The 26,612-nt window shown below is 54.1% G+C and carries 23 protein-coding genes and 2 pseudogenes; 5 read left to right on the top strand and 20 right to left on the bottom strand.

The annotated features are described in order from the left end of the window. The first annotated feature begins 175 nt into the window (after positions 1 to 175). Together FG166_RS05005 and FG166_RS05000 are read left to right on the top strand one after the other, a co-directional pair. Positions 176 to 1,207, top strand: coding sequence for a branched-chain amino acid aminotransferase (locus FG166_RS05005; RefSeq protein ID WP_003683084.1), 1,032 nt, complete (start codon positions 176 to 178; stop codon positions 1,205 to 1,207). Between the two features lie 178 nt (positions 1,208 to 1,385). Beyond that, positions 1,386 to 2,843: an amino acid permease gene (locus tag FG166_RS05000; protein ID WP_050755176.1), complete on the top strand. Its 1,458-nt coding sequence runs from the start codon at positions 1,386 to 1,388 to the stop codon at positions 2,841 to 2,843. A gap of 52 nt (positions 2,844 to 2,895) precedes the next feature. Here the strand turns inward: FG166_RS05000 and FG166_RS04995 are convergent, their stop codons facing one another. Together FG166_RS04995 and FG166_RS04990 are read right to left on the bottom strand one after the other, a co-directional pair. Continuing rightward, a complete protein-coding gene (locus FG166_RS04995) occupies positions 2,896 to 3,660 on the bottom strand; it encodes an aspartate/glutamate racemase family protein (protein WP_003683088.1) in 765 nt (254 codons plus the stop codon). Next, positions 3,660 to 4,886 carry an NAD/NADP-dependent octopine/nopaline dehydrogenase family protein gene (locus tag FG166_RS04990; protein WP_003683100.1) on the bottom strand — a complete coding sequence of 409 codons (1,227 nt, stop codon included), beginning with the start codon at positions 4,884 to 4,886 and terminating at the stop codon, positions 3,660 to 3,662. Before FG166_RS04990 ends, FG166_RS04995 begins: the two co-directional genes overlap by 1 nt. A 506-nt stretch (positions 4,887 to 5,392) precedes the next feature. Here FG166_RS04990 and FG166_RS04985 point away from each other — a divergent pair. Next, positions 5,393 to 6,615 (top strand): annotated as a pseudogene (locus tag FG166_RS04985) (ClC family H(+)/Cl(-) exchange transporter); the annotation flags it as partial. A gap of 180 nt (positions 6,616 to 6,795) precedes the next feature. On the opposite strand, the pseudogene FG166_RS04980 reads toward FG166_RS04985, so the two are convergent. Next, positions 6,796 to 7,017, bottom strand: a pseudogene (locus tag FG166_RS04980) (hypothetical protein); the annotation flags it as partial. Next, positions 7,004 to 7,159 (bottom strand): hypothetical protein, encoded by a 156-nt coding sequence (locus FG166_RS04975; RefSeq protein ID WP_003683109.1) that lies wholly within the window; start codon positions 7,157 to 7,159, stop codon positions 7,004 to 7,006. The gene FG166_RS04975 and the pseudogene FG166_RS04980, both read right to left, overlap by 14 nt. Before the next feature lie 14 nt (positions 7,160 to 7,173). On the opposite strand from FG166_RS04975, the gene FG166_RS04970 reads away from it, so the two are divergent. Continuing rightward, on the top strand, positions 7,174 to 7,377 hold the full coding sequence (locus tag FG166_RS04970) for a hypothetical protein (RefSeq protein ID WP_003683111.1): 204 nt from the start codon (positions 7,174 to 7,176) through the stop codon (positions 7,375 to 7,377). A 126-nt stretch (positions 7,378 to 7,503) separates the two neighbouring features. On the opposite strand, the gene FG166_RS04965 is transcribed toward FG166_RS04970, so the two are convergent. From FG166_RS04965 to parE, 15 genes are all read right to left on the bottom strand, one after another. After that, entirely contained in the window at positions 7,504 to 8,853 is a 1,350-nt protein-coding gene (locus FG166_RS04965; RefSeq protein WP_003683113.1) for an MFS transporter, read from the bottom strand. Positions 8,854 to 9,439: 586 nt separating this feature from the next. Beyond that, positions 9,440 to 10,120 (bottom strand): DUF554 domain-containing protein, encoded by a 681-nt coding sequence (locus FG166_RS04960; RefSeq protein ID WP_003683116.1) that lies wholly within the window; start codon positions 10,118 to 10,120, stop codon positions 9,440 to 9,442. Next, positions 10,117 to 11,463, bottom strand: a complete 1,347-nt coding sequence (locus FG166_RS04955) for a replication-associated recombination protein A (protein WP_003683118.1) — start codon at positions 11,461 to 11,463, stop codon at positions 10,117 to 10,119. The genes FG166_RS04960 and FG166_RS04955 overlap by 4 nt, the downstream gene beginning before the upstream one ends. A gap of 14 nt (positions 11,464 to 11,477) precedes the next feature. Next, positions 11,478 to 11,828, bottom strand: a complete 351-nt coding sequence (locus tag FG166_RS04950) for a hypothetical protein (RefSeq protein WP_228030790.1) — start codon at positions 11,826 to 11,828, stop codon at positions 11,478 to 11,480. Between the two features lie 116 nt (positions 11,829 to 11,944). Beyond that, positions 11,945 to 13,648: a phosphoenolpyruvate carboxykinase (ATP) gene (locus FG166_RS04945; RefSeq protein ID WP_031274565.1), complete on the bottom strand. Its 1,704-nt coding sequence runs from the start codon at positions 13,646 to 13,648 to the stop codon at positions 11,945 to 11,947. Positions 13,649 to 13,816: 168 nt separating this feature from the next. After that, positions 13,817 to 15,055, bottom strand: coding sequence for a cytosine deaminase (codA, locus tag FG166_RS04940; RefSeq protein WP_003683122.1), 1,239 nt, complete (start codon positions 15,053 to 15,055; stop codon positions 13,817 to 13,819). Positions 15,056 to 15,057: 2 nt separating this feature from the next. Further along, on the bottom strand, positions 15,058 to 16,416 hold the full coding sequence (locus FG166_RS04935; RefSeq protein WP_023466126.1) for a cytosine permease: 1,359 nt from the start codon (positions 16,414 to 16,416) through the stop codon (positions 15,058 to 15,060). A 156-nt stretch (positions 16,417 to 16,572) separates the two neighbouring features. Further along, complete coding sequence (locus FG166_RS04930) at positions 16,573 to 17,031, bottom strand: GAF domain-containing protein (protein WP_003683128.1); 459 nt, start codon at positions 17,029 to 17,031, stop codon at positions 16,573 to 16,575. Beyond that, entirely contained in the window at positions 17,021 to 17,530 is a 510-nt protein-coding gene (locus FG166_RS04925; RefSeq protein ID WP_003684903.1) for a GNAT family N-acetyltransferase, read from the bottom strand. Before FG166_RS04925 ends, FG166_RS04930 begins: the two co-directional genes overlap by 11 nt. 152 nt (positions 17,531 to 17,682) lie before the next feature. Next, positions 17,683 to 18,108 (bottom strand): peptide-methionine (R)-S-oxide reductase MsrB, encoded by a 426-nt coding sequence (gene msrB, locus FG166_RS04920; protein ID WP_003683130.1) that lies wholly within the window; start codon positions 18,106 to 18,108, stop codon positions 17,683 to 17,685. A 9-nt stretch (positions 18,109 to 18,117) separates the two neighbouring features. After that, on the bottom strand, positions 18,118 to 18,510 hold the full coding sequence (locus tag FG166_RS04915) for an iron-sulfur cluster biosynthesis family protein (protein WP_015638938.1): 393 nt from the start codon (positions 18,508 to 18,510) through the stop codon (positions 18,118 to 18,120). 193 nt (positions 18,511 to 18,703) lie between these two features. After that, positions 18,704 to 19,636: a manganese-dependent inorganic pyrophosphatase gene (locus FG166_RS04910; protein ID WP_003683133.1), complete on the bottom strand. Its 933-nt coding sequence runs from the start codon at positions 19,634 to 19,636 to the stop codon at positions 18,704 to 18,706. A 110-nt stretch (positions 19,637 to 19,746) separates the two neighbouring features. Further along, positions 19,747 to 20,262 (bottom strand): YagU family protein, encoded by a 516-nt coding sequence (locus FG166_RS04905; RefSeq protein ID WP_003683135.1) that lies wholly within the window; start codon positions 20,260 to 20,262, stop codon positions 19,747 to 19,749. A gap of 65 nt (positions 20,263 to 20,327) precedes the next feature. Further along, positions 20,328 to 22,805 carry a DNA topoisomerase IV subunit A gene (parC, locus tag FG166_RS04900; protein ID WP_003683137.1) on the bottom strand — a complete coding sequence of 826 codons (2,478 nt, stop codon included), beginning with the start codon at positions 22,803 to 22,805 and terminating at the stop codon, positions 20,328 to 20,330. Between the two features lie 7 nt (positions 22,806 to 22,812). After that, complete coding sequence (gene parE, locus FG166_RS04895; RefSeq protein ID WP_003683141.1) at positions 22,813 to 24,810, bottom strand: DNA topoisomerase IV subunit B; 1,998 nt, start codon at positions 24,808 to 24,810, stop codon at positions 22,813 to 22,815. A 231-nt stretch (positions 24,811 to 25,041) separates the two neighbouring features. On the opposite strand from parE, the gene plsY reads away from it, so the two are divergent. Next, positions 25,042 to 25,653 (top strand): glycerol-3-phosphate 1-O-acyltransferase PlsY, encoded by a 612-nt coding sequence (gene plsY / locus FG166_RS04890; RefSeq protein WP_003683142.1) that lies wholly within the window; start codon positions 25,042 to 25,044, stop codon positions 25,651 to 25,653. A 67-nt stretch (positions 25,654 to 25,720) separates the two neighbouring features. Here plsY and FG166_RS04885 read toward each other — a convergent pair whose 3' ends face one another. Continuing rightward, a complete protein-coding gene (locus FG166_RS04885; RefSeq protein ID WP_003683143.1) occupies positions 25,721 to 26,599 on the bottom strand; it encodes an aldose 1-epimerase family protein in 879 nt (292 codons plus the stop codon). Between the last annotated feature and the right edge of the window lie 13 nt (positions 26,600 to 26,612).

The raw sequence follows: 26,612 nt of genomic DNA, 5'->3' as shown, positions 1-26,612 counted from the left end.
AAGGAAAGGTGATGAGTTGTGGAAGCAGGCATTTCAGAGATTCATATTCAAAACATTGGCACCTATCACTACACATATTTACGCCAACCAATTACACATATTGCCATTGCAATGCACACTGCATAATTCATACGGCGTCCGGCGTAGGCGTCACCCACTTTAAGGAGGAATTACCATGACAAAGACCCGCGTAGAAGACTTAGACTGGAACAACCTTGGCTTTGAATACCACGACCTCCCCTACAGCTGGACGGAGGAATTCAAGGACGGCCAGTGGCAAGGTGGCCACCTGACGACCGAATCAACTTTAACCCTGAACGAAGCCGCCGAGGTCCTCCACTACGGCCAGGAGGTCTTTGAGGGCCTCAAGGCTTACCGGACCAAGGACGGCCAGGTCAACCTTTTCCGCCCCGACCAAAACGCCAAGCGGATGGTTAACTCGGCCAAGCGGATGATGATGGAACCCTACCCGGAAGAGAAGTTCTTAGAAGCGGTCAAGGCCGTCGTTAAGGCCAACCAGGAATTTGTCCCGCCGTACGGTTCCGGCGGCACCCTTTACCTGCGCCCCTTCATGGTCGGCACCCAGCCGGTGGTCGGTGTGGTACCGTCCAACACCTATACCTTCCGCGTTTACGCCACCCCGGTTGGCGCCTACGTCAAGGGACTAAACCCGGTACCATTCACGGTTTCCAAGTACGACCGGGCCGCTTACGCCGGGACCGGGCAAGCTAAGACGGCCGGTAACTACGCCGGCTCCCTCCTGCCGGAAATGGAAGCCAAGAAGGCCGGCTTTGCCGACTGCCTCTTCCTAGACCCGCGCGAGCACAAGTACGTTGACGAATTCTCAGGTGCCAACTTCTTTGGGGTCACTAAGGACGGCCAGTTCGTAACGCCTAAATCGGAGTCAATCCTGCCATCGGTCACCAAGCGCTCGTTGCTACAAGTGGCTGCAGAACTGGGGCTTAACCCGGTCGAAAAGCAACTGGAAGTCGACCACTTAGACGACCTGGCCGAAGCCGGCGCAATGGGGACGGCCGCCGTCATCTCCCCGGTGGGTTCCCTAACCTATAAGGGGAAAAAGCAGGTCTTTTATTCCGAAACCGAAACCGGTCCGGTGACGACCAAGCTGTATAACTACTTAATCGGCGTCCAAAACGGCGACGTCGAAGACAAGTTTGGCTGGGTGGTGCCCGTCGACCTAGATTAGGTAACAACCATTAATTTACACTCCTAAAAACGGGGCTGAGGCAACTTGCCTTAGCCCCGTTTGCTTATGTTTTTTCCACCATTTTATTTACCTTTTGACCGGGTTCTTGTATAATTAATAATTTGTGTGCATATCCACGCAAATTAACAGAGAATTGATGAAAAAGGTGAAGACAAACATGAGTAAGGAAATCAAAAATAAGGTTGGTTTAGGGGGGCTCGTCACCCTGATTATTGGCGGAACGATCGGCTCGGGGATCTTTGCCCTGCCGGCCACCATGACGGCCAACGCTAACCCGCTCGGCATCTTAATCGGGTGGGCAATCGTGGCGGTGGGAATGTTTGCCTTGACCAGCGTCTACCGCAACCTCACCCTCCAGCAACCGGAAATCGACGACGGGATCTACGGTTGGTCCAAGGCCCTCTTTGGTCACCTCGGCGGCTTCATTGCCAATTACGGCCACGGAATCGGCGACGCAGTCGGTAACGCCTCGTACCTGACCGTTATCTTTTCGGCCTTCGGTGGCTTTACCCTCTTCCGCTTCTTTGGTGACGGGACCACCTGGCCGGCGGTGGTCGCCGCCTCCGTCCTCTTGTGGCTAATCACCTTCTTGGTTGCCCAGGGGGTTAAGGACAGTACGGTGGTTAACAACGTCACCACCGTGATCAAGATCATCCCCCTGGCTGCCTTTATCATCTTAGCCTTACTCAACTTCCACGCCCCGACCTTCTGGGCGTCCTTTGCCTCCACCAGGGTTTTCGACGCCGGTAGCCACCACTGGCACCAGGTCTCAATTTTTGCCCAGTCCAAATCCGTCCTCTTATCGGCGATGTGGACGCTGATTGGCCTGGAATCGGCCACGATTTACGCCACCCGGGCCAAACGCCTGTCAGACGTGGCCAAGGCAACCACCCTCGGCTCCTTAGCCATTATCCTCCTCTTGGTCGGGACCAGCGTTTTATCGCTCGGCTTACTGGCGCCCAGCCAGATCAGCCAACTTCACACCCCCTCGATGGCCGGCTTAATGGCTCAGATGGTCGGCAACTGGGGGAGCACCCTGATTAACGCCTGCCTAATCGTTTCGGTCACTGGGGCCCTGCTCGCATGGATCACCCTGTGTTCCGAAGAAATCCGTTTGACCGGGCGCTCCGGGTCGGCAACCAAGTGGTTAAACCGCCTAAATAATCACGAAGCCCCGCAAAACGCCCTGCTGGTCACCTCGGGGTTAACCCAGGCGTTAATGATCGTGGCTGGTTGTTCCAACGCCGGTTACCTGGTCCTCTTGAAGTTTGCCACCTCGCTTTCGATCGTTCCCTACCTGTTCGTTTCCCTTTACGCCGTCAAGAGCGTCTTGGCGGGCACCGGGTTTGCCCAGCGTTCCCGTGCCGAACGGGTGCGGTCCGGGATCGCCGCTTTATTAGCCCTGGCCTTTACGGTCTTCATGCTCTACGGGGCCGGCTTACAGTACCTCTTGTTGAGCGCGATCGTCTGGGAAACCGGCTTTTGGTTCTTTTACCAGGGGAAAAAAGAACAGCAACGCCCCTTCACCATCGTAGAAAAAATAACCTGGCTTGCCATTACCCTGATGGCGCTGGCCGGGATATACGGCTTGGTTTCTGGCACCATTAACTTTTAATCCTAAAAAGAGGCTAAGGGAAAGCACCACTTTCCCTTAGCCTCTTTTTTATTTAGATGAATCCGTAGTATGGCCGCTGGCACAGCGACTGGTGCAACCAGTTGATTAAGGTGATGAAGTCAAAGACCGGCAAGCCGACCCCCGCTTGAATGGCGGCCGCGTACGGGGGTAAATCGCTACATTCCAAGAGGAGGGCGCCGATGCTCGGGTCCTGTTTGACGGCCGCTACCGCCTTTTGGACCAGGGCCCGTTTTAAGGCGCCGTTATCGAGGGTTGTTTCCCCGTAACGGATGGCGTGAAATTCCGGCAGGCTGCCGATGTCAACGAAGGTCACCTTGTCAGGCGTGGCGTTAACGTTGGCCAGCAATTCAGGGGTCGCCCCCTGAATATCGGCCACCAATACGGCAATCCGTTGGTCGGCCCGTAAGCTCGTCTTAATCAGGGGTAGTTGGGCCAGGCTCGACAAAAGGACCGGCACCCGCACGGCTGCTTGGACCTGGGTTTGAAAGTTAGCAAAGTAGCCACAGGCCCCGACGATCGCCCGCACCCCGCGGGCCTCCAGCCGCTTCGCCGCTTGAACAATTTGGTCGACCGCCCCCGGATCGGCTTCAAAGAGCTGCTCGATCGCCAGGTCAATTACCTCGTAGTCGACCGGAAAGGCAAAGGTGCTAGCGTTGGCCACGTTCCCCGGTAGCTTGGGGTAGACCAGGTTCACGGCGATGATTCCGATCGCCGCTCCGGCCACTGGTTGGGGCGTGACTGACACCACTCCGTCCAGGTCCGCTGGGCTCCCCAAGTAGTCGCCCGTCTTCTTCATTAAGCTTCCTCCTTATAGTTGCCGTTTTCCAGGTAGTCCAACAGTTCGGCCCGGTCTAAGTGGCCGATCCCGAGTTCTTTAAGGGTGACCCCGGTTTGATCAAAATCAATCCCGACCATCGCTGACCCTAAGGTGATGATGCTGTCGATCACCGGGGTCTTGACGCCGAACTTTTGCCCCAACTCGTGGTAGATGTGGCAACCAACCGGGATGTCTTCGGTCACGTAACGGTCCTGGATGCTAAACGGCCCGGTCCCAAAGGCCATCGGGAACTGCTCGTCAAACGGAGCGCTGGCCCCGTCGCCCATGTACTCGGGCCCTAAGATGTTAGAGCGTGAATAGAAGGTTTCCTTGGGGTACCTAGCGATGTCGACACCGATCTTTTCGGCCAGCTTGATTTCTTCTTGGTAAAAGGAGTACTGGACCGCCGAAACCGACTCGGTGTAAACGTGGGAGTAAATTGAAAAGTCGCTCTTGTCGTTGCCACCAAAGACGCGGCCGTAGTTTTCCATCACTGCGGCCCCCAGAATCGTTCCCGGGCAGTGGAGGGTTGGGTTGACGTTGCTAAAGCCAACGTCTAAGACCGTTTTGCCGCCGACCGGGCCGTCGCCAAAGGTCACCGAGTCAAAGCAGCCAATGTGTTCGGTACTCTTTAAAAAGGCCTCCTGATCGGTGGACGGCAAAGACGCCCCCCGCAGGGAAACCGCCCGGTAACGCAAGAAGACCCGCTTGGTGTCAATTCCCGCTTCCTTAACAATCCGGGTACCGTACGGGGCACTCGACCAGCCCCCGACAATCACGTCGACGTCCGGCCTGGTTTCGCGCAGGACCTTGCGTAAGCGCAGGCTACCGAAGTTATCGGGGATAATGTGGATGATCTGGCCGTCTTCTAAGAGCGGCACCAGCCGTTCAAAGAAGGTTTGGTGACCAACCGACGGCACCGCGACTAAAATGATTTGGGCGCCGGCAACCACTTCGGCCAGGTCGTCAGACACCAGGTCGAACTTGGCGATCCCATTGCGCTTAAAGTTGTACTTGCCCAACTCAAAGCCTTGAATTTCGATCCCGGTCTTGTCGAGGCCCTTAAGTGATTCACCGGCAAACTCCGGTAGGTCAAACAAACGGACCTGGTTGCCGGCCAACTTACAATCGGCGGCCACCGACCGGCCCACGGCCCCGGCCCCTAAAACGGCAATCGTATAATCTACTAAGTGTTGTTTGGTCATGGTTCTTCCTCCTTTAATTAAAAAACGCCCCGAACAGAGTTTCCTCTCTTCGGGACGTCAAACGTGATACCACCCTCATTTAAGCAGGGGTCACCCCCCACTCCTCAATAAGTACCCCCAGCGGGGAGACTCAAGCGGGGTAACGACCGCTAACCGGGCGGGGCTCACCAGCGTTCACCCCACCAACTGCTCCGGAACCATCTTCGTCTACCGCCGCCCCCGTGGTTTCCACCAGTCCCACTTCTCTAGTTGGGGTTTGGTTAGCTTACTCATTCCATTAACGCATTATTATTTATTTTTAATCATTTTATAAGGGCGGTTTAACTTTGTCAACCAAAATTTGGTAGCGTTTTACTCGCACCACTTGGCGAGTTAGCATGCAGATTTCATTCCACCAACCCCCGCGCCCCTTCAGTAGCGTATAATGAAGGCGAAAGGAACTCCAGGCTAAAGACGTTTTACACCGACCGCTCTCGTCGAATTTTTTAACCGACGTCTGTAAGGGAATTTCAATCGGGTTAGCGACCGGCTTGGTGGTTGCACTCTTTCGCTGGCTGATTGACCAGGCGATGCTCTTTGCCCGCTTCGTTTACCCCCTCTTACGCAGCCAACCACTTTGGTTAATCCCCTATCTGATCGCCACCGTGATCATCTGGGGACTCTTAAGCTTGGTAATTGGCAAGGACCAGACTGACCTGCTCGGTTCCGGGGTCCCGCAAATCGAAGCAATCTTAAAGGACCAGCACCGGATGAAGTGGTGGCCGGTCCTGTGGAAAAAGTTCGTCGGTGGCCTCCTGGCAATCTGCCCGGGCCTGTTCTTAGGTCGCGAAGGTCCCTGAATCCAGATGGGGCCGCGATCGGCCAGGGAATGGGTGAACGCCTTTTTCACGCCGACCGGGAAGAAAACAAGCTCCTCTTATCGTGCGGGGTCGCCGCCGGGTTGGCAGCCGCCTTTTCCGCCCCCTTAGCCGGGACGATGTTTTTACTGTAAGAGATCACCTTCCGCTTCCAGATTCGCGAGTGGTTGACCGCCCTAGCTGCCGCCATCAGTGCCGACTTGATGACCGTGCTCGTTTACGGCACCCGCCCCTGCTTATGGCTACCAGTTAATTTCAACCTCCCCCCCGTCGCCTACCCCTGGCTGATCCTCTTTGGCCTGGTCCTCGGGGTGTTGGCCTGGTGCTACCAGTACTGCCTGTTGAACAGCCGGGTCTGGTACCGCCACTGCACTCACCTACCCAGCAAGGTCCAACCACTCCTGCCACTGTTATTAGTGATCCCGGTTGGCCTGTTGGACGTCAACTTATTGGGTGGTAGCCACATGCTGATTGACCACCTGATCGCCCTGCCATCTCACTCGGCCGCCTTCGCCAGTCTCTTTGGCCTCCTCAGTATATACTTTGTCGTCCGCTTTGTTGGCTCCATGCTCTCCTACGGGGCCCCGGTGCCGGGGGGAATCTTCATGCCAATCCTGGTGCTCGGCGCTATTCTCGGCGCCCTGTTGGCCACCCTTTTAATGCACCTCCACTTGCTGGCCGCCGGCAACTACATCAACCTGGTCGTGATCGGGATGGCCGCCTACTTTGGGGCGATTGAAAAGGCCCCCTTCACCGCCATCTGTTTATTAACCGAAATGGTTGGTACCATGGAGCAAATCTTACCGATGCTGATCGTGACCTTCATTTCCTATACCGTCAACGACTTACTCGGTGGGCGGCCAATTTACGCGCCCTTCGAGAAGAAATGTTTGGCTTGGACCAAACAAGTTAGTAATTTCTCCTACAAAGCAACAGTCCCCACCAGAGCTAGCAACTTGCTGGCTCTGGTGGGGATTGTTTGGTTAGCTAAATTTTTTCAACCCGGTTTTAGACACTGCACAAATGTTTAGATTTGTCGGGTGTGATTTTCTTAAATAAGCGCTGACCGGGATCATCACCCCGTTAACCATCAAAAAGCCGGTCGTCAGCCATTGAACCGTCGAGGTGTTGACGGCGAAGTGGCGCATCAAGGTTGGGTAGGCGGTCGCCAGCAAGTTCTGATTCAAAACGGTGCAAAAGGACCCGGTCATTAACACTACAACCATGATGGTCCGTTGGGGCTGGGTAAGGTCACTCCGCTTAGCCGTGTTCATCGTCTTCGCCCCTCCCTTGGCGGTCGATCAACGCTCGTTTCACGTTTCGCCAACGTAAGCGGACCGCCTGACGGTCGGCAAACCCGGCTAGGAGCTCTTTCTCTAGCGGTGTGGTCCCCTTGAGGACCGGTTCCTCTTGCAACGATTCAGCAATTCGTGAGCGCCCTGGCCCACACGATTGCCGGCGTCGATCAACTGGAGCGAATTGACCAAACCCTCGAGTCACTCCGGTTAACCGGGTCGATCCGGCTGGCTGCCCAACTACTCGACTACTTAGAAGAGATTACCGGCGCCAATCAGATCACCAGCCCCCACTTAACCGCCCTGCTTGGCCATTGGCGCCAAGCCCTAACGGAATAAAGGGATCAAAAAAGCCCGCCCGGAATTCCCGGACGGGCTTTTTTGTGGCGCGCACCACATTTATATGAGGGGTAACCCCCTCTTCGCTTCAGAAAGGCGCTTTTCTAAGCGATTGATTTGGTTAGGCTAGGCCTTCTTAACTGGCTTCTTGATTACCGCAAAGATAACCAAGGAGATGATAACCATTACCAACAGAACCTTGTACAGTAATGGGAAGTTTTGCGTTAAGACCGCCCCGTTAGCAAGGGTGACCTTACCTGGGTTCAGTGGGTTACCTGATGCCATCAGGAAACCAACCAGGATGGCCCCAATCCCGAACCCTTGGTAGATTACCGAGTAGTTACGGGAAGTATCGCGAAGACCGAAGTAGTCAGAAACGAAGGTTGGGAAGACGGTGATGTTCCCACCGAAGCAGAAGGCCATCGCCATAACAACCGTGTAAATCATCCCCATGCTCATGTCCCCCGGCTTGGTCATTAAGAGGGCCAAGAGCGTCAGGAGTTGAATGATGAAGGTGATAAAGAAGACTGGCTTCCGACCAGTAATGTCAGACAGCCACCCCATTACGAACCGACCAATCGTGTTGGCAATTGCCACCACGGCCACGAAGAAGGCGGCGGCGCTAGAACCGGCCCAGATCGAAACGTCCTTTGGTGATTGGGTCCAAGCAGCGGCCATGTTCGTAACGGCCGCCCCCAAGAGTCCCATGAACATACATGCCGTCATCAAGCAGAAGAAGATCATGTAAGCTTGTGGCGTGTGTAGCATTTCGGAAGTTGAGAAGTTAACGTTTTCGGATTTAGCTTCCGCAGCGCTTGGTGCAGTAACGACTTCTGGGGCGTCCTTTAACAGTAAGGAACCAACCACGGCCAGAACTAAGGCCAAAATCCCCCACCAGAGGAGAACGCGACCGATGTTGGAGGCGTTGATCACACCGTTACCACCGGCAACCCACATGGCAATGTACTTGAAGACAAAGGAACCAAGGCCGTAACATGCGACACAGATCCCGGAGATTAACCCCTTCTTTTCTGGGAACCACTTAATGGCGTTGGTCAAAGAGGTTAAGTAAAGCACCCCGTTCATCGCCCCGAGGAGAACCCCCCCGAAGAGCCACAGGGTCCAGATTGATGATCCCTTACCGATCATCGTCAAACCAAGAATGGAAAGACCATAAATAATTGCTGCAATCGTGTTGACAATCTTAATCCCGTATTTTTTAGCAAGCGGGATCCCTGCTAACGTTGCTAGGGACAAGCAAAGCATCCCTAAAGTAAACGTGAAACTAACGGACGCTGCCGGAAGACCACCAACGATCTTCTTTGCGCCGTTGACCATTTTAACAACCCCACCGGTTTTGAGCATAAACCCGTTGTTAAAAATGGCCCATGCGTAAAAGGAACCGGCAGAAAGCTGAATAAACACAGTTCCGAGGACAACCATCCACCGGTTTGTGTTTTGCTTAGTCGTATCCATAAGGTACACCCTTCTTTCATAATGACTAATAACAAAGCGCCTTCATAGATAGTTTAACATATTTTTAACAAAGCAACCCAAGAATTTCGTAACAATCTTAATTTTATTGTAAACAATTTATTGCACTTTTTATCGTTAAGAGGCGATTATTTTATATTAAATAGATGAAAATAACTCATTTGTCACCAAACTTGTTCATTTTAGTAAAAGTTAGCTTTGCGAAAGGGCTTTCTCTTGATCTGAATTTCACGATCACTCAAACCCTTGCCGCTACTTGTCTAGTGATAGTTATAATCCCCGAAAACACTAACCTTTAAACTTCCCCTCAGCCAACAAATCATCGTAAATAGTTGCTAGGTATTAGACATTCTTCACCCTTTTGATTGTAATCACCCGTTACCAAAAGAGGTAGGGCGAAAACACGGTTTTCTCCCTACCTCTTTACTGTATTCACGGATGTTAGACGGGAAAGATGGCCAATAACCGCAGGTCTAGTGTCTTTACAGGCCGAAGAACGGTGCGTCCTAACTTAGTCGTCCGATCTGCCGCGGAGGTTATTTCCCACCGACCTCATTTCTGTTAAATCTCAAACCCAACTCTTGAGCAAGAAGAAGAGGACGGGTATCAGGAGCGCCGGTAAGAGATTAACCGTTTTGATCTCCCGCAGCTTAAGCAGAGAAATCCCCGAAGCGGCAATCAAAAGGCCACCGACGATTGAAATCTCGGTAATGAAGCTAGCACTAAAAAAGCTCGTCGACAGGTACTTGGCCACCAGGTAGATCCCCCCTTGCCAACAAAAAAGGACCGGCGCCGCTAGCATCATCCCGACCCCAAAGCTGGCCCCCAAGATCACCGAACTGATCAAGTCAAGGGTGGCGTTGGTAAAGAGCATCGTTGGGTCGTGCTTGACGGCGGCCATTACCGGGCCGACGATCGACAGGGCGCCGATGCAATAAAGCAAGATCCCGGTGGACAGCCCGCGCCCCAGCTGGCTTTGGCTGTGGCGGTTGACGAGGCGATTAAAGCACTCATCAAGGTTCCCCCAAGTGCCCAGGACCGCCCCGCAGGCAATGCTGACGATAAAAAGGACCGGGTAGTGGCTCTTTTGCATGTTATTGACCACGTTTTCTAAACCGATCCCCAGCGCCGCTAAACCAATGGCGAGGTAAAGGGCCTCTTGGTAGCGTGGCTTGATACCACCGTGTAAGAGGCAACCGATCCCGGTCCCTACCAGGATCGCTAAGGTATTTAAGTAGGTTCCAATCATTTGCTCCCCTCCCTGGGGTTGTCGTGTTGGCGGTGCCAGGCTGCGATGGCGGCTAGACGTTGTTTGACCCAGGCCTCGTTACCCTGATCGGTTGGGCGATAGAGCTTCGCCCCGCTTATTTCGTCTGGCATCGTCTGCATCGTCGTCAGGCGGTCGCTACTGTCGTGGGCGTACTGGTAGCCCTTGCCGTAATCAAGCTCCTTCATCAGCTTGGTTGGGGCGTTTCTGATTTGAAGCGGTACCGGCAAATTCCCGGTCTGCTTGATAATCTTTTTCGCCCGGTTGCGGGCCGCGTACACGGCGTTGGACTTAGGTGCGGCAGCCAGGTAGATCACGCACTCGGTCAAGTGGACGTCACACTCCGGCATCCCCAAGAACTGGCAGGCCTGAAAGGTGTTGGTGGCCACTTGGAGGGCGTTTGCGTCGGCGAGGCCAACGTCTTCGGCGGCAAAGCGAACCAAGCGGCGGGCAATGTAAAGCGGCTCCTCGCCCCCGGCCAGCATCCGTGAGCACCAGTAAACGGCAGCGTCAACGTCGCTGTTGCGCATTGACTTATGCAACGCCGAGATCAAGTCGTAGTGCTCGTCACCGGCCCGGTCGTAGCGTAACGAACGGGTGCTGGTTAATTGGGTCAGGTCGGCGTTAGTTAATTTAACCTGGTGACCGTTGCGTTGACCATTTAGCACCGCCATTTCCAAGGTGTTAAGGGCCATCCGGGCGTCACCGTTGGCAAAGTTGGCAATCGCTTCTAACACCCCGTCTTCAACCGTAATCTCCAAGTCGGCAAAGCCATTCGGGTGGTGTAAGGCCCGGTGCAAAATTTTAACCAGGGCCCCTTTATCGAGCGCCCTTAATACAAAGACCTTGCACCGCGATAAAAGGGCGGCGTTTAGTTCAAAGGACGGGTTTTCCGTGGTCGCCCCGATTAAGATGATCTCCCCCCGCTCCACGTAGGGTAAAAAGGCGTCTTGTTGGGCCTTGTTAAAACGGTGAATTTCGTCAATAAAGACCACCGTCCGCTCCCCAAACTGGTGGTTAGCGGTCGCCGCTTCCATCACCTGCTTGATGTCTTTGATCGACGAATTAACCGCCGAAAAAGTAATGAACTTGGCCTTGGTCTTTTGGGCAATGATTTCGGCCAGGGTGGTTTTCCCCACCCCCGGTGGCCCCCACAAGATCAGGGACGGCAACCGGTCTTGTTCAATCAGCTCGCTTAAGACCTTTCCCGTGCCGACCAGCTGGTCTTGGCCAAAGAACTCCGCCAACTCCCTGGGCCGTACCCGGTTAGCTAAGGGCGTCGCACCACCCTGACCACTAGCGGAAAAGAGTGATTCCTGTTCCATCGTGCGTGCGCCCCCTAATTCAGCACCGCCCGGTCAACCGTGGCGGTTGGAAAGTGTTGTTTGACGGCCCTGATGTCGTCCTCAGTCATCCGGTGGTTGTAATAAATTGGTAGCGGGTGGTCTTTGATCAGGGTTGCCACCTGGTCTAAAAAGTCGTCCCAGTCCATCTCCCGTTGGTTAACGACCCAAAGCTCCGTTTGCGACAGGCCGGGGTAGTTACCATTCGACCAGGTCATCAGGCCCCAAAAGTACTGCCTAGTTAGTTCCGGTGTTGCCAGCCAATAAGCCCGGGCCCGGTTTTGATTTTGGTTAACTAAGCGAACTAGGCGCTCCTCAACCGTTTCTTCTGGTTCTTGTTTTTCCAATTTGCTGCCCCCTTTTAACATTTCCCCTATTGTAACAAATCAGGCGCTCCAAAAACAAAAAGGGCCGGGAGAACTGTGAGTTGCTCCCGGTCCCTGATATTGGATACGTTAAACAATTAAGAGTTCATTAACTGGTCTAGCAGTTCCTGGGCCGATTCGTGCAGGGCGTCTTTAGACTTGTCGGTCCCTAGGTGGGTGTAAACCTCGCCCACGTAAACGCCGTCCTTAAAGAGGCGCTTGAAGACTTCGTCGATGATCGGCTTGGTCCGTTCCGGTTCTTGAACCGGGCCGAACGGGTTCGCGAAGAAGGTGGAAGACATCCCGACTTCATCGGTCGTCCCAAGGGCCTTGCGCTTACCGGCGATAAAGACTTCCTTGGCTTCCTCTTCGTTTTCAAATTGGTGGACCCCAATCCCGTCGGAGTAGTTATTGGCGTACACCCACATGTCGATTTCGTGGTGGGCCACCACGTTTTCGTACGCGTCGGCCGGGATGATCACCCGGGCGTTTTTCCGTTCTGGGTTCAAGAAGACCCCACGGTCCATGTTGCTAAAGGCCACGGAAGAAGACAAATCGTCGAGGCGGACAAAGGCTCCGGTTTCGGTCCCCTGGGCGTAGATCCCGCCCTTGGCCTGGTCATCCAGGATAAAGGAGCCCATGTCGTCGAAGATGGTTTCCATTTCCACGATTTGTTCATCGGCGATTTCCTGCAGGGCTTCTAGCGATTCGGACTTCCCGGCGCCGGAATCCCCGAAGAAGACCACCGTCTTGTCCTTGCCGTTGGTGAACTTAATCCGCACCATCGACCCGTGGATTGGCAGCTTGCCGCTGTAGATTTGGTGTAAGTTGTGCAGGGTTAGGCACATCTTCTTCATGTAACCAAAGTAGGTCGTCTTGTCGTTGTACGGGACTTCGCCGACCCAAAGGTTGTTGTCGCTGTCGTAGTGGTAGTGCGATACATCGCCCGCCGTCTTTTCTTGGCCAAAAATCAAGATGGCATCGGGCTTTTGCCCCTCAACTTCTTCTGCCGTTGCCAATTCAAACAAGTTAGAAAGGGCGAGCCCGTTAACCATGTAATCGACGTGGAAGTAAATAAAGATCAGGCTTTCACCGACCTTAGCCGGGTAGCACAGCCATTCTTGACGCTGGCCGGCAAAGTGGTCAACCGGATTGTAATCTACGGCGGAAAAGACCCCTTCCCGCTTGTTGGACTTGGTGTGCATCAGCATTGGCGGCTGCAACATGACCTTGTCAATGAAGGTTACGTCGGTCAAGGATTCGTAACCCTTTGGTGCCGGCCATTGGTGGTCGCGAACCAGCAGGGTAGCGTTAGTCCCGGCGTTAACCTGACGGTAAACGTTGTTAACAAAGCCCTGGAGCTTTTCTTCGATGATCCGGTAGTTGCGGATCACTAAATCGTTGAACCGGGCGTCGGCTTCCTTAAAGGAGTGGGTAATCACCGAGTTGTCGTTGAAGTTAGTGATTGAAACCCGCAGGAAACTCCGGTAAAAGGAGTACAGTGATTCAAAGGAGGCCAGGATTTCTTGAGGCGTAAAGTCATCGTAGGCGTGGTCGTCGTTGATGAAGACCTTCTTTAGGATCGCCACGTACTCTTCGGCGGAGACGTTTTCGATCCCATTTGCGTCCTTAGTGTGGTGCGATGAGGTCAGGTAAAGACGGATGATCTCAACTAATCCCTTCGAATTGATGAGATTATAGAAGTTGTTAACATAGTATTTACTGAAGTCGAGGGTGGCAATCCCCCGGTCAGGATTCATATATAGGGCGTTAGTACGAACGGATTGGTGAGTTTCTGTCATAAACATTCGTCTTCCTTTCATCTTAGCTATGGAAACATTATAACATTCTCATTTAGGCTTGGCGTTGCTAAAATGCAACTTTTTGCAATTTTATTACAATCCGTCTAATCAAAGAAACCGCTTACCATTAGATCATTCAACGGATCGGCGGCGTCATTTCCGAACGCCCTAATTTAAGTGGATCGTCGTCTCGGCCGGCTTAGTTTGGGCCAGAACACGTCCGTGGCGGATGTTGTACAGGACTTCGGCGTGTTGGTTTAGGGCCTGGTAGAAGTCCTGACCGTTTAATAAGATGCAGTCGCCGGGCTTACCGACCTCAATCCCGTACTGGTCCTCGATGTGCAGGGTCCTGGCCGCGTTGGTCGTCACAAACTTAAACGAGTCTTGCAACTGGGAATAACCCATCAGGTGGGCAATGTAGACCCCCATCGTCACGGCGTCGAGCATGTTACCATCACCCAGCGGGTTCCACGGGTCCTGGACGTCATCTTCACCAAAGGAAACGTTGATCCCGGCGGCGTCGAGCTCCTTGACCCGGGTGACGCCACGCCGCTTCGGGTAGGTATCAAAGCGCCCGCCCAGGTGAACGTTCACCAGCGGGTTAGCCACGAAGTTAACCCCGCTCATCTTCAAGAGTCGGAACAACTTGTAGGTGTACGCGTCGTTATACGAACCCATCGCCGTGGTGTGGCTCGCCGTCACGCGGTCGCCCATTTGCCGTTCGTACGCTTCGGTCGCCAGCACTTCTAGGTGGCGCGACATTGGGTCGTCAATTTCGTCGCAGTGCACGTCAACTAGCTTACCGTACTTGTCGGCTAGGGCCATTAAGAAGTGGACCGATTGCCAACCGTACTCGGTCGAAAACTCAAAGTGCGGGATCCCCCCGACCACATCGAGCCCCTCTTTGACCGCTTGTTCCATTAATTCCTTGCCGTGCGGGAAGCTTAAGATCCCCTCCTGGGGGAAGGCCACCAACTGCAGGTCAACCTGGTCTTTTAAGTCGTGTTTGAGTTCCAAGAGGGCCTGGGCGGCGATCAGGTGCGGGTCGGTCACGTCAACGTGGGAGCGGACGTGTTGGATTCCGTGGCCAACCATCTTCATGATCGTCTGCTTAGCCCGCTTCTTGACGTCTTCTTTGGTTAGCAACTTTTTACGCTCGCTCCAGATTCGGATCCCGTCAAAGAGGGTCCCGGATTCGTTAAACTCGGGCTGCCCCGCCGTCAAAGTCGCATCCAAGTGGACGTGGGAATCAATGAAGGGTGGCAACAAAAGTTTCCCGTTCCCCTCGATTACCTGCTCGCCGGGCTTGGGAGTTAGCCCGGCTTCAATAGCGGTAAACTTGCCGTCGGTAATCGCGACGTCAACGAGTTCGGGTTGGTTGTTAACGTGGACGTTTTTAATTAGCATGATTAACTCCTTTGTAATTTTGACAGGACCATGTACAAGAGGCTGGAGACTACCATGTCGATAAAGGTGATCCCCACCGTGTTAACGAAGAACGTTTGTTTTTGGCAGGCCAAGAAGATGACCACCCCCACCACGAAGGTGATGATCGCCGCCGGGTTAACCCCGCCCTTGTACCAATAACGCCCCTTAACCCGGCCAAATTCTTCGACCTGGTAGTGGCGCTTTGCCTTCCAGTAAAAGTCGGTACAAATGATGGCAATCGTGGGTCCGAGGACCATCGCCACGTAATCCAGAAAGCTTTCGAAGGTGTCTAAAAAAGAACCGACAAACATCGGGATTAAGGTCACCACCGTTGCCAAAATCACCACTATCCAGAGGGCGAGCTTCAGGTTTAGCTTGGGGAAGATGTTGGACAGGGCCGACCCCGCCCCCAAGAGGTTAACGGCGTTGGCGGTCATGGAGGTCAAGACGATTACCAACAGGGCGATCACCCCGAGGCCGAGCTTGGCCGCGATCGTGCTGGGGTCGGAGTTATTAGCGTTGTAGGCCCCGGAAGTGATGGCAATCGAAATCGTTGAAATCAGGCCGATGAAGGCAAACCAGAGCACCCCCACCATGGCGCCGACGAAGGGAGAGACCACCGAATTAGCCCGGCTCGGCGTAAAGCGGGTGAAGTCGGCTCCCGCCGTTACCCAGGCCAAGTTGAAGGCGGCCACGTAGTCAATTGCTGCCCCGGTCGTCATTCTCGCCTTGGCCGGTACTTGCCAGTGAGCGATTTCGGTCAGGGAGACCGTCTTGAAGACGGCCACCGATTCCCAAATCACAAAGACCAGCACCAAAATAATGCCCAGCCGTTCAATCATCTGAATCGAACGGGACCCGGCCGACACCGACAGGATGTGCAAGATGCTCATCACGATGATCCCCACCACAAGGCCCTTGGCACCCCCGGGTTGACCGAAACTTGGCCACCCCAGCAGCTGGGTTAAGATTAACCCGACCGACTGGGCGGCGATGAAGGTGTTGACGGCCGTCCAGCCGATGAATTGGGTAATGTTCACCAGGGATGGTAAGTAGCTCCCCCGCTCGCCAAAGGAGGCCCGTGACAGGCTCATCGTCGACAGACCAGTTTTGTAGCCCATATAACCAACCAGGCTCAAAAAGACGTAGGATAAGGCCGATGAAATCACCAGCACGTTCATGGCGACGGCAAAACCGCAGGCGGCGAGCACCCCACCGACAAACCAAGTCCCGTTGTTGGCGTTGGCCCCCACCCAGGTGGCAAACATGTCCCACCAGTTAGTGTGGCGCGCTTCCATTGGGATCCGCTCGATCATGACCTCTTTTTGCTTTGTTTCCATTTTGTTCTCCTTCAAAAAAATCCCCGCCCGGGTGGCGAGGATTCTAAATGACGGGACTACACCCATCCTTTGTCGTCTTCGCCGCCTCTCTGGACGTCGTTAAAGACTTTCGTATTTTCGTTTATTCAATTATAACAGTCCCCCGCCGGTTGTCAATCAGGCGCCGGGCAAAAAGAGGGGTGCTAACCTTTCCAGACCGGCTTGGTCCTCCTGATCAAACCGGGCGAGCTTAGGGCTGTCAATGTCTAAGACCCCCCAGAGTTTGTCGCCCTGATAAATTGGCACCACAATTTCCGAGTTTGAGGCAGCGTCACAGGCAATGTGGCCGGCAAACTGGTGGACATCTTTCACCAATTGGGTTTTCCCCATTTGGGCGGCAGTCCCGCAAACCCCGCTACCAAAGGCGATGTGCACGCAAGCCACCTGTCCTTGGAAGGGACCCAAGATCAATTCACCGTCCTGAACGCGGTAAAAGCCGGCGAAGTTAACGTCAGCTAAGCCGTTATAGAGGAGGGCCGCCAGGTTACTGGCGTTGGCGATCCAATCGGTTTCCCCTTCAAAGAGGGCTAAGGCTTGCTGGTAAAGTAATTGGTAATCTGCTTGTTTACTCATCATTTTTTTCCTCATCGTAACGCTTGCCAAAGAAAACCAGGTCCTGAGTTTTGTCCGGGAAGCTAGCCACCCCCGGAAAGGCCCCCCACTTTTGGTAGCCGAACTTCTTGAAGAGGGCCTGGCTAGCCTGATTGGTGCCAAAGATGTAAGCGACCACCGCCGTGATCTCGCAGGCGGCTAGTTGGCTTTCCATAAAGGCCAGCGCCTTAGTGCCTAACCCCTGGTGGCGAACGGCCTGGTCAAAGTAAATTGCCACCTCGGCGGTGTGGCGGTAGGCGGCCCGTCCATAAAAGGGCTCCAGACCCACCCACCCAATCACTTGGCCACCATCTTCAACGACCCAGAGCGGGTGATCGTCGCTAAAGGAGTTAAACCACCCCCGCCGCTGTTCGACCGTCACGGGCTCCATGTCCGCCGTCACCGCGTGGGGGGCAATGGTTTGGTTGTAGATTGCGACAATGGTTGGTAAGTCGGCTAGCGTTGCTTGACGAAAATTAATCATCAACGGTCCCCCTTTATTCATTATTTCTTGTTAATTATACGCTGACCGGGTCAAAAGGAAAGGGCTAGTTAATTTAGGCCTACAGTTTTCCAGTAGCTGAAATTTAAAAAGGGCCCTGGGCCAAACGAACCCAGTTCCCTTTCACTCCTGTACTATTCAAACAATGATCGGTACTGACCGTAACCGGCTTCTTCTAACTCAGCAACCGGGATGAAGCGCAGGGCCGCCGAATTGATGCAGTAGCGGAGGCCGCCTCGGTCGACCGGACCATCGGTAAAGACGTGACCCAGGTGGGAATCGGCCTCCTTAGAGCGCACCTCAGTCCGTTCCATGCCAAACGACTGGTCGCGGTTCATGGTGAGCTTCGTGACCGGTTTAGTAAAGGACGGCCAACCGCAGCCGGCGTCATACTTATCCTTAGACGAGAAGAGCGGTTCCCCCGACACAACGTCGACATACAATCCCTCTTCATAAAAATCATCGTACTTACCGGTGAAGGGGCGTTCGGTGGCCGCCTCTTGGGTAACCGCAAACTGGGTCGGCGTCAGCTTCTTTAGCGCTGCTTGCTTGTCTTCCATTGCGTCCTCCTAGCAATCGTGGGTCGTGCCCTGGGTGGCGTTGGCGTTGACTGGTTCGGTAACGTCGAGGATCTCCACGCTATCAGTTAAAACCCCGTGTGGCGAGGTCAAGGACATCACAAAGTAAGTCGGGTTAAAACGTAGTTCCATCCCGTCGGTGTATTGTGGGGCGTCAAAGCCCTTGTAGTACACGTCACCGAGGTTGGACGGGAAGTGGGCGTCAAAGTCCGGTAAATCAGCATCCTTATCCACAAAGATCAGCTTGTAGTTGGCCGCAAGCGAACAATCGCCCAGCTTGGAAAACGGACCTACACCGTCATCGTAATCTAAGATAATCTTCTTGTCGGGGGAAAGGTAACGGGCCACCCGTTCCTTTGCCGCCTCAGTAAAAGTCAGATCCACGCTAATCACTCCTTTATTCGTTCAGGCATCCATGCAATTGTCTTTATTTTACCCTTATTTTAAGTAAGCACAACTTTAATGCTCACCAACCACCGAGGTCCTTCCCGGCTCGCGCACCGAAAAAGCGGTAAACGAATAAGGGGCTTGGAGAATGCCTCGTTCTCCAAGCCCCTAGGTTCATTTTAATGTACTACTAGCCTTCGAAGGCCTTAGTCAACGGTGGAACAACTTGCTTCTTACGGGAAACTACGCCCGGCAGGTTCATCCGCTTTTGGTCATTTAACTTCTTGTCAAAGGCGGCTTCCACCTTGTCAAGGTTGGCACCGAGGGCCAAGAGGTCGGAGTCGCTGTTCAAGATGTTGGTCACGATCAGAACAAAGGTGTCGTAACCGTTTTCGTCCATCAGGGCTTGCATAGCGGCTTCGATTCCCTCTTGGCGGGAGAAGACATCGTCTAAGTCAACCGTGTTAACTTGCCCAATCCGCACCTTGCTGTCCGCCAGTTCAAAGGTCTTGGCGTCGCCGTCAACGATTGCTTCGTCACTCTTGGCAGCCAGGTTGGTGCCGGCCTTTAACATTTGCAGGCCGTATTCTTCGTAATCAACCCCCGCAACCTTAGCTAAGTGCTTAACGGCTTCCCCATCGTGGTCGGTCGTGGTTGGTGACTTGAGCAAGAGCGTGTCGGAAATGATGGCCGAAAGCATCATCCCGGCCAGGTTTTGCGGAATGTCAATGTGGGCGTCTTGGAACAGTTCCGTGATGATCGTGGAAACACACCCGTACGGCCGTAGGGTTGCCCACAGCGGTTGGGCGGTGTTAAAGCCGTTCAAACGGTGGTGGTCAATCAGGTGGGTAACCGTTACTTGATCCAAGTCGGCAACGCTTTGGGCTGGTTCGTTGTGGTCAACCAACATTACGGCGTCAACTTCATTAGCCACCGTTTCAACCACCCGTGGTGCTTGCATCCCGAACTTATTCAGGGCGAACTTGGTTTCGTCATTGACTTCGCCGAGGGCAACGGCTTCCGTTTCGTACCCCAATTGGTTTTGGTAGTAAGAAAAGGCCATTGCAGCGGCGATCGTGTCCGTATCCGGCTTTTGGTGTCCAAAAACTAACTCTTTACTCATGTCTAGGATTCCTCCTCAAATTTAACGAATTTCACTTCGCTGATATTACATATTTTAGCATGCAGCCCCGGGGCGTGCATGGCTTTTTCAAAAAAGCTACCGCTACACCCCTAGGCCTTTTGTTCTTGCTTGGCTTCGGTTAGGCGCCGGTAAAGTTCGCGGCCGACAATGTCATTAGTCCACATCCAAGCGATGTGACCCAAGGCTTCCGACAGGTGCTCTTCTTTAGGCTGTTCCTTCGCCGACGGGACGGTCCCCATTGCTGGCATAATCCCGAGGTGGAAGGCCACCCAGACCGCCAAGCCGAAGATGGTCCCGTAGCCCTTCTTTAGGTACTGAGAGTTTTCGACCAACACCTCGTAAATGATCCCAAAGGAGACCGAAAAGCCGAAGTGGACGATAAACGATACCCACGGCATTTCCTGGTCAGAATAAGTGTAGGTCGAGTGGGTGAGGTTCGGTGACATCCCCAGTTGCTCTAACAAGCGTTGGGGTGGGTTGGTGGCGTTGCGTTCCGGTGTCCGTGGTGGTAAGACGTCTTCCCAGCCTAATTTAACCAGCCCGGAAATTAGCCCCGCTGCCGTCCCCGCCTTGATGGCGGCCTTTAAGTTAAAGTTCTTTTTCATGTTTAACACCTCTCGTCTAAATTGAGCGATTACACACCATTATTATAGGCGTTTTTAGGGGTGGTTTACAGTAATTCGATTTCTTCGCCCTCCGACACCTTGGCAATCAGCTTTTCGCGCAGGGTGACCGGAACGCCTTGGGTGTCCGTGTCAACCACGAAGCTCCCATTAGACTGGGTGGTCCCCAACCGTTGTTCAGCCACTAAAACGTCCTGGAAGGCCGGGCGGTTGGTGATAATCTCAAGGGCGCCGGTAAAATCAGCGGGGTGGGTAACAAAGGCAACCACTTGGTGCGGATTCTTCTTCAAGCGGTGCAAGACCAGGTTCCCCCGCCTTGCCCGGGCGCCGACTTCGAGGTCGCTGACCGCCATTTCCTTGAAGGCGCCCCGCTGGGTGACCAGCCCTAAGTGGTCCCCGTCGCCAGCCAAGGAGATCCCCACCAGTTGGTCGTCCTCCTTGAGGTTAATGGCCCGAACCCCGGCGGTCCGAACCCCAGTGACCGGCACGTCTTCAACGGCAAACCGCAGGGCGTAACCCTCCCGGCTAATGGCGAGAACGGACTGGCCGGCTTGTTCAGGTTCAAAGTAGTCCACGCTGACGACCTGTGCCCCTTCACGAAGCTTGATCGCTACCGAGGCGTGGGTCTTGTAGCGCGAACCCGGTTGGTAATCACTTAGGGCGCTCTGCTTAACTTGCCCATCGGAGGTGGCAAAAATGAAGGTCCCTGGTAAGTCGAGCTTATCCAACAGCATGGCCTTGACGATTACCTCATCGTCGTCCAAGTCAATCGTCTGCGATAGGTGCTCACCAGTGTCCTTCCAACGGGCGTCGGTCAGTTCGTGAACCGGCCGGTAAATAAAGCGGCCCTGGTTGGTAAACATGTAGAGGTGGCTCAGGGTGGTCGTTTGCTCCAAGAGGAGTGGGTAATCGTCTTCCCGTAACCCGTTATCTCCCACTTCAGAGGCCTTAAAGGAACGAATCGACGAGCGCTTGATGTAGCCAGCCGCCGACACTAAAACGATCACTTCTTCATCGGCGACCGTCACCCGGGTGTCAACAGTCAACTTTTGGACGGTGTCCTCGATCTGGGTCCGCCGTGGGTTGGCAAATTCCTTTTTGATCGCCTGCATCTCCCGTTTCAAGACCCGGTCCAAGGTTTTTTCGTCCGTCAGGATCCGCTTGAAGTTTTCGATTCGCTCGGTTAACTTGGCTTGCTCTTGTTCTAAGGCGGTAACGTCGGTGTTGGTCAACCGGTAGAGTTGCAAGGCGACAATCGCTTCTGCCTGCGTCGGGGTAAAGTCGTAGGCCGCCACCAAGTTTTGCTGGGCGTCCTTGCGGTTCTTGGAGGCCCGGATGGTCGCAATCACCTGGTCTAAAATCGACAGGGCCTTGATTAAACCTTCGACGATGTGGAGGCGGCTCTGGGCCCGCCGTAAGTCGAAGCGGGTCCGGCGAGTAATGACCTCCTTTTGAAAGGCGAGGTAAGAAGCCAAGTAGTGCTTTAGCCCCACCCGGACCGGACGTTGGTCATCAATGGCCACCATGTTGAAGTTGTAATTGATTTGCAGGTCGGTGTTTTTGAGTAGGTAGTTCAAGACCCCCTGGGCATCAACGCCTCGCTTGAGCTCAATGGCGATCCTTAACCCGGTCCGGTCGGTTTCGTCGCGGGCGTCGGCAATCCCCTCGACCTTTTTGTTTAAGCGCAGGTCGGTGATCCGCTTCATTAACTGAGCCTTATTGACTTCGTAGGGGATTTCGGTCACCACGATTTGTTCCCGGCCCCCGCGAAGGGTTTCGATGCTGGTTTTAGCCCGCACAACTACTCGTCCGCGTCCGGTTTCGTAAGCCTTCTTGATCCCGTCTTTTCCTTGAATAATCGCCCCGGTCGGAAAATCCGGTCCGGGAACAAACTTCATTAGGTCATCGAGGCTGGCAGCCGGGTGGGCCAACAGGTAAATTAAAGCGTCGATTAATTCGCCTAGGTTATGGGTGGGAATTTCGGTGGCGTACCCGGCGGAAATCCCGGTCGCCCCGTTGACGAAGAGGTTGGGGATCCGGGCGGGTAAAACGACCGGTTCCTTTTCGGTGTCGTCAAAGTTCAAAGTCATTTCAACGGTGTCTTTGTCAATGTCTTCGAGCATCCGCCCGGCGATCTTTGATAAGCGGGCCTCGGTGTAGCGCATGGCGGCAGCCGGGTCACCGTCCATTGACCCGTTATTCCCGTGCATTTCAATTAAAGGTTCCCGTAACTTCCAGTCCTGACTTAACCGGACTAGGGCCTCGTAGATCGATGAATCACCGTGGGGGTGGAAGTTCCCCATCACGTTCCCGACCGCCTTGGCCGACTTGCGAAAGCCCTTATCGTAAGTATTGCCATCCTTGTTCATGGCAAACAGGATCCGGCGCTGAACCGGCTTGAGCCCATCGCGAATATCGGGGAGGGCCCGTTCTTGAATGATGGACTTAGAGTAGCGGCCAAAGCGGTCGCCCATAATTTGTTCGAGGGTTAATTCTTCAATGCGTGTATCAGCCACTGGCGTCATCCTTTCTTTACTCGTTCCAAGTCGTCACCGTGGGGCTCACTTGGCCCTTAGCTTCCACTAAGGCATCCGCTTCTTGGTCGTCGCTAATGGTGAAGTGGACATTTTGATCGATCCACTCCCGCCGCGGTTCAACCTTGTTACCCATTAGAGTGGTAATTCGCTTTTCGGCTAATTCGGCGTCTTCAATCCGCACCCGAATCAGGGTCCTGGTTTCCGGGTTCATCGTCGTCTCCCATAATTGGTCGGCGTTCATTTCCCCCAGCCCCTTAAAGCGCTGCAAAGACGTCCCCTTGCTGCCCTTTTTGGTCAACTTAGTCAGTTCATCATTGGTCCAAGCGTAGGTGATCTTGGTGTTTTTACCGCGCCCTTTTTGTAGGCGGTACAGAGGTGGCATGGCAATGTAGACCCGCCCTGCTTCAATCATTGGCCGCATGTACTTGTAAAAGAAGGTCAATAAGAGGATTTGGATGTGGGCGCCGTCGTCGTCGGCATCGGTCATAATGATGATCTTGTCGTAATTAGCGTCTTCAACCTTAAATTCGGTTCCAACCCCGGCCCCGACCGTGTAAATGATCGTGTTAAGCTCCTCGTTTTTCATCACGTCATCGAGCTTGGCCTTTTCGGTGTTTAAGACCTTCCCGCGCAGTGGTAGGATGGCTTGGAACTTGCGGTCCCGCCCCTGCTTGGCACTCCCACCGGCCGAATCCCCTTCGACTAAGAACAGCTCGTTTTTGGCGCTGTTTTTAGATTGGGCGGGGGTTAACTTGCCGGACAAGTTACGCTCCTTGCGTCCCTTACGCTTGCCAGACCGGGACTGGTTGCGGGCCTTACGGGCTGCTTCCCGGGCTTGCCGGGCCCGTAAGGCTTTTTTAATTAGTGACTGGGCGAGGTCACTGTTTTCCATCAGGGCGTAGCCTAACTGTTCGGACACGATCGTATCAACAATCTTGCGCGCCTCTGGCGTCCCTAACTTCCCCTTGGTTTGCCCCTCAAACTGCAGGATCCGCTCCGGAATCCGGACGGAAACAACGGCGGTCAGCCCCTCTCGGACGTCGGTCCCCTCCAGGTTCTTATCGCGCTCCTTTAAAAGCCCCACCTTGCGGGCGTAATCGTTAAAGGTTTTGGTCCAAGCACCACGGAAACCGACCTCGTGGGTCCCACCACCCGGGGTACGGACGTTGTTGACGAAGCTCAGTAGGTTTTCGGTGTACCCATCGTTGTACTGGGCGGCCACGTCGACTTCGACCCCGTCTTGGGTGCCGGTAAAGGAAAAGACCTTCCCGAGGGTGTCCTTATCTTCGTTGAGGTAGGCCACGAAGTCTTCAATCCCGTTTTCAAACTGAAAGACCTCTTCTTGCTCCATTCCTTCCCGCTTGTCGGTCAGGGTGATCTTAACCCCCTTGAGTAAGAAGGCGGACTCGCGCAGGCGCCTTGCCAAGGTTTGGTAGTCGTAAACGGTGGTCGAAAAGATCGTGGGATCCGGTTTAAAGGTGACCGTGGTTCCCGATCCTTCCCGGGTCTTGCCCAGTTCCTTTAGGGTGCCGATTGGTTGACCACCATCACGAAACTTCTCTTGGTAGCGGACGTGGTCCCGCACGATCGTTAGGGTTAACTTCGAAGACAGGGCGTTAACTACGGAGGCCCCAACCCCGTGCAGGCCCCCGGAGCTCTTGTAGCCATCCGCTTGGCCGAATTTTCCCCCGGCGTGAAGGATGGTCATGATGACTTCCGGGGTGGGCTTGCCGCTTTCGTGCATCCCCACTGGCATCCCCCGCCCATGGTCTTGTACCGTAATGGCGTTGTCTGGTTCAATCGTCACGTTGATCTCGTCACCAAAACCGGACAGGGCTTCATCGACGGCGTTATCAACGATTTCGTACACTAGGTGGTGAAGCCCGTGGGCATCGGTCGAGCCAATGTACATCCCTGGCCGCTTGCGAACCGCCTCCAGTCCCTTCAGGATTTTGATCGAGGATGCGTCGTACTTGTATTCTTCTTGTGCCACAAAGGGGCCCCCTCACATTTTGGATTTGCATTTTTGCATTCGATTTTTTATCATAGCTAACTCCGGCCGCAATTTCAAATCATCTTTTGAATTGACCAGCCGGCGCCCAGCTGAATTACACTTAATTAGTGTAGCACACCCTGCCCATTTTAATCAAACACCCGTTCCCTTATGGTCGAACCTAGTAAAAGGTGCTATGATAGGTGAGCTATAATTCAAAGGAGCGTCTGTATGCTAAAAATTATTCTGATGGTCGTCATTGCCTATTTACTGGGCTCAATCCCCTCGGGGCTTTGGATCGGCCAACACTTCTATAATAAAGACATCCGCCAGTTAGGCAGTGGTAACATTGGCACCACCAATACCTACCGGGTCCTCGGTCCCAAGGCGGGAACGGTGGTCTTGGTCATGGACATTTTAAAGGGGACCTTGGCGGCTAGCCAACCCTACCTCTTCCACAGCAACATCAACCCTTTGTTGATTGGGATCTTTGCTTCCCTTGGTCACACGGTTTCTATCTTCGACCACTTCCACGGCGGCAAGGCCGTGGCCACCTCGGCTGGGATCCTCTTGGCCTACAATCCGCCAATGTTTCTCCTGGCCTCCGCCATCTTCGTAGCGGTGTTGCTAATCACCTCGATGGCTTCGGCGGCCTCAATCATTGGGATTACCAGCATCTTCGTGATCGCCCTGGTGATGCACGACTATATCTTAGCGACCGTGGCTGGTATTTTAACGGCGGTGGTCATTTACCGCCACCGTAGCAACATCAACCGGATCATCCACGGCCAAGAATCGATGGTTTCCTTCGGCCTGGGCCACTACCTCAAGAACCGCAAGTAGACTGGCAATTGAAAAGACCTTCTCCTAGGTGTTTCCCTGGGCAGAAGGTCTTTTTTTAGTTACTGATTTAAAAGGGACGGATGCTGAATTGGTAGTTGGCAACGCCTCCCGGAGCTAACTGGTTCATGGCCGGCTTATGGGTCAATTGACCGTCACTATCAACCCCATCGGCTAAGCCCCACCACGGTTCGATGCACAAGAAGTTCCCGGTGTTAGGGTATTGCGACCAAACCCCCACGAAGGGGTTGCCACTGGTGAGAACCGTAACCCCGTGGCCGCTCTCCGGTTCGGTTAGGGTTAAGGACAGGTCGGCACCATAAGGGGCGAAAACTAAGGCGTCATGGTCAAAGAGGTCGTGGTTTAACTGAATTGGCCGCCGGGCGTCCAGTTCCTTGGGGTGACCAAGGTCGCTGTATGGCCCCACCAAAGGAATTTGGGGGTAAACTTTAGCCGGGTCAGCCGTCAAAGTCGCCGTTTCAAACTGACCAGCCGCCGTTAACGGAACGTTGAATCCCGGGTGGGCCCCCAAAGCGTAGCGTAATACCTGCTCACTTGCGGGGTTAGCCACCTGGTAGCTGATCACTAACTGATCTTCCACCAAAGCGTAAGTGATCGTCAGGCGGAATTCAAAGGGGTAAACGGTCCGTGTTTGTTCATCGCTTTCTAACTCAAAAACCGCTAAATCAGCGGCCTGGTTAACCAGTTTAAATTCCCGACCGCGGGCAAAGCCGTGCTGGGTTTGGTGAAAATCTCGTCCTTCAAAGCCGTAGTGATCATCTTTCAAACGCCCTACGAAGGGAAACAGGACCGGGGCCTGGCGTGACCAGGACTGGGCGTCCCCTTGCCACAAGTACTCAGTGTCCTCACCCCGCCGCTTAATGCTGTGCATCTGCGCCCCCAGGGGGTCAATTTGGACCATTAAACGCTCGTTTGTGATCGTAATCATCGTTGCTCTTCCT

The organism is Limosilactobacillus fermentum, from assembly GCF_013394085.1.
In the GTDB taxonomy this organism is placed as follows: Bacteria; Bacillota; Bacilli; order Lactobacillales; family Lactobacillaceae; genus Limosilactobacillus; species Limosilactobacillus fermentum.
This window is presented reverse-complemented; position numbering and strand designations above follow the sequence as displayed.

Bases quoted from the DNA above. Each gene is read 5' to 3' on its own strand.
- FG166_RS05005 (WP_003683084.1), top strand. From the start codon at position 176: ATGACAAAGACCCGCGTAGAAGACTTAGACTGGAACAACCTTGGCTTT.
- FG166_RS05000 (WP_050755176.1), top strand. From the start codon at position 1,386: ATGAGTAAGGAAATCAAAAATAAGGTTGGTTTAGGGGGGCTCGTCACC.
- FG166_RS04995 (WP_003683088.1), bottom strand. From the start codon at position 3,660: ATGAAGAAGACGGGCGACTACTTGGGGAGCCCAGCGGACCTGGACGGA.
- FG166_RS04990 (WP_003683100.1), bottom strand. From the start codon at position 4,886: ATGACCAAACAACACTTAGTAGATTATACGATTGCCGTTTTAGGGGCC.
- FG166_RS04965 (WP_003683113.1), bottom strand. From the start codon at position 8,853: ATGGATACGACTAAGCAAAACACAAACCGGTGGATGGTTGTCCTCGGA.
- FG166_RS04960 (WP_003683116.1), bottom strand. From the start codon at position 10,120: ATGATTGGAACCTACTTAAATACCTTAGCGATCCTGGTAGGGACCGGG.
- FG166_RS04955 (WP_003683118.1), bottom strand. From the start codon at position 11,463: ATGGAACAGGAATCACTCTTTTCCGCTAGTGGTCAGGGTGGTGCGACG.
- FG166_RS04945 (WP_031274565.1), bottom strand. From the start codon at position 13,648: ATGACAGAAACTCACCAATCCGTTCGTACTAACGCCCTATATATGAAT.
- codA (WP_003683122.1), bottom strand. From the start codon at position 15,055: ATGCTAATTAAAAACGTCCACGTTAACAACCAACCCGAACTCGTTGAC.
- FG166_RS04935 (WP_023466126.1), bottom strand. From the start codon at position 16,416: ATGGAAACAAAGCAAAAAGAGGTCATGATCGAGCGGATCCCAATGGAA.
- FG166_RS04930 (WP_003683128.1), bottom strand. From the start codon at position 17,031: ATGATGAGTAAACAAGCAGATTACCAATTACTTTACCAGCAAGCCTTA.
- FG166_RS04925 (WP_003684903.1), bottom strand. From the start codon at position 17,530: ATGATTAATTTTCGTCAAGCAACGCTAGCCGACTTACCAACCATTGTC.
- msrB (WP_003683130.1), bottom strand. From the start codon at position 18,108: ATGGAAGACAAGCAAGCAGCGCTAAAGAAGCTGACGCCGACCCAGTTT.
- FG166_RS04910 (WP_003683133.1), bottom strand. From the start codon at position 19,636: ATGAGTAAAGAGTTAGTTTTTGGACACCAAAAGCCGGATACGGACACG.
- FG166_RS04905 (WP_003683135.1), bottom strand. From the start codon at position 20,262: ATGAAAAAGAACTTTAACTTAAAGGCCGCCATCAAGGCGGGGACGGCA.
- parC (WP_003683137.1), bottom strand. From the start codon at position 22,805: ATGACGCCAGTGGCTGATACACGCATTGAAGAATTAACCCTCGAACAA.
- plsY (WP_003683142.1), top strand. From the start codon at position 25,042: ATGCTAAAAATTATTCTGATGGTCGTCATTGCCTATTTACTGGGCTCA.
- FG166_RS04885 (WP_003683143.1), bottom strand. From the start codon at position 26,599: ATGATTACGATCACAAACGAGCGTTTAATGGTCCAAATTGACCCCCTG.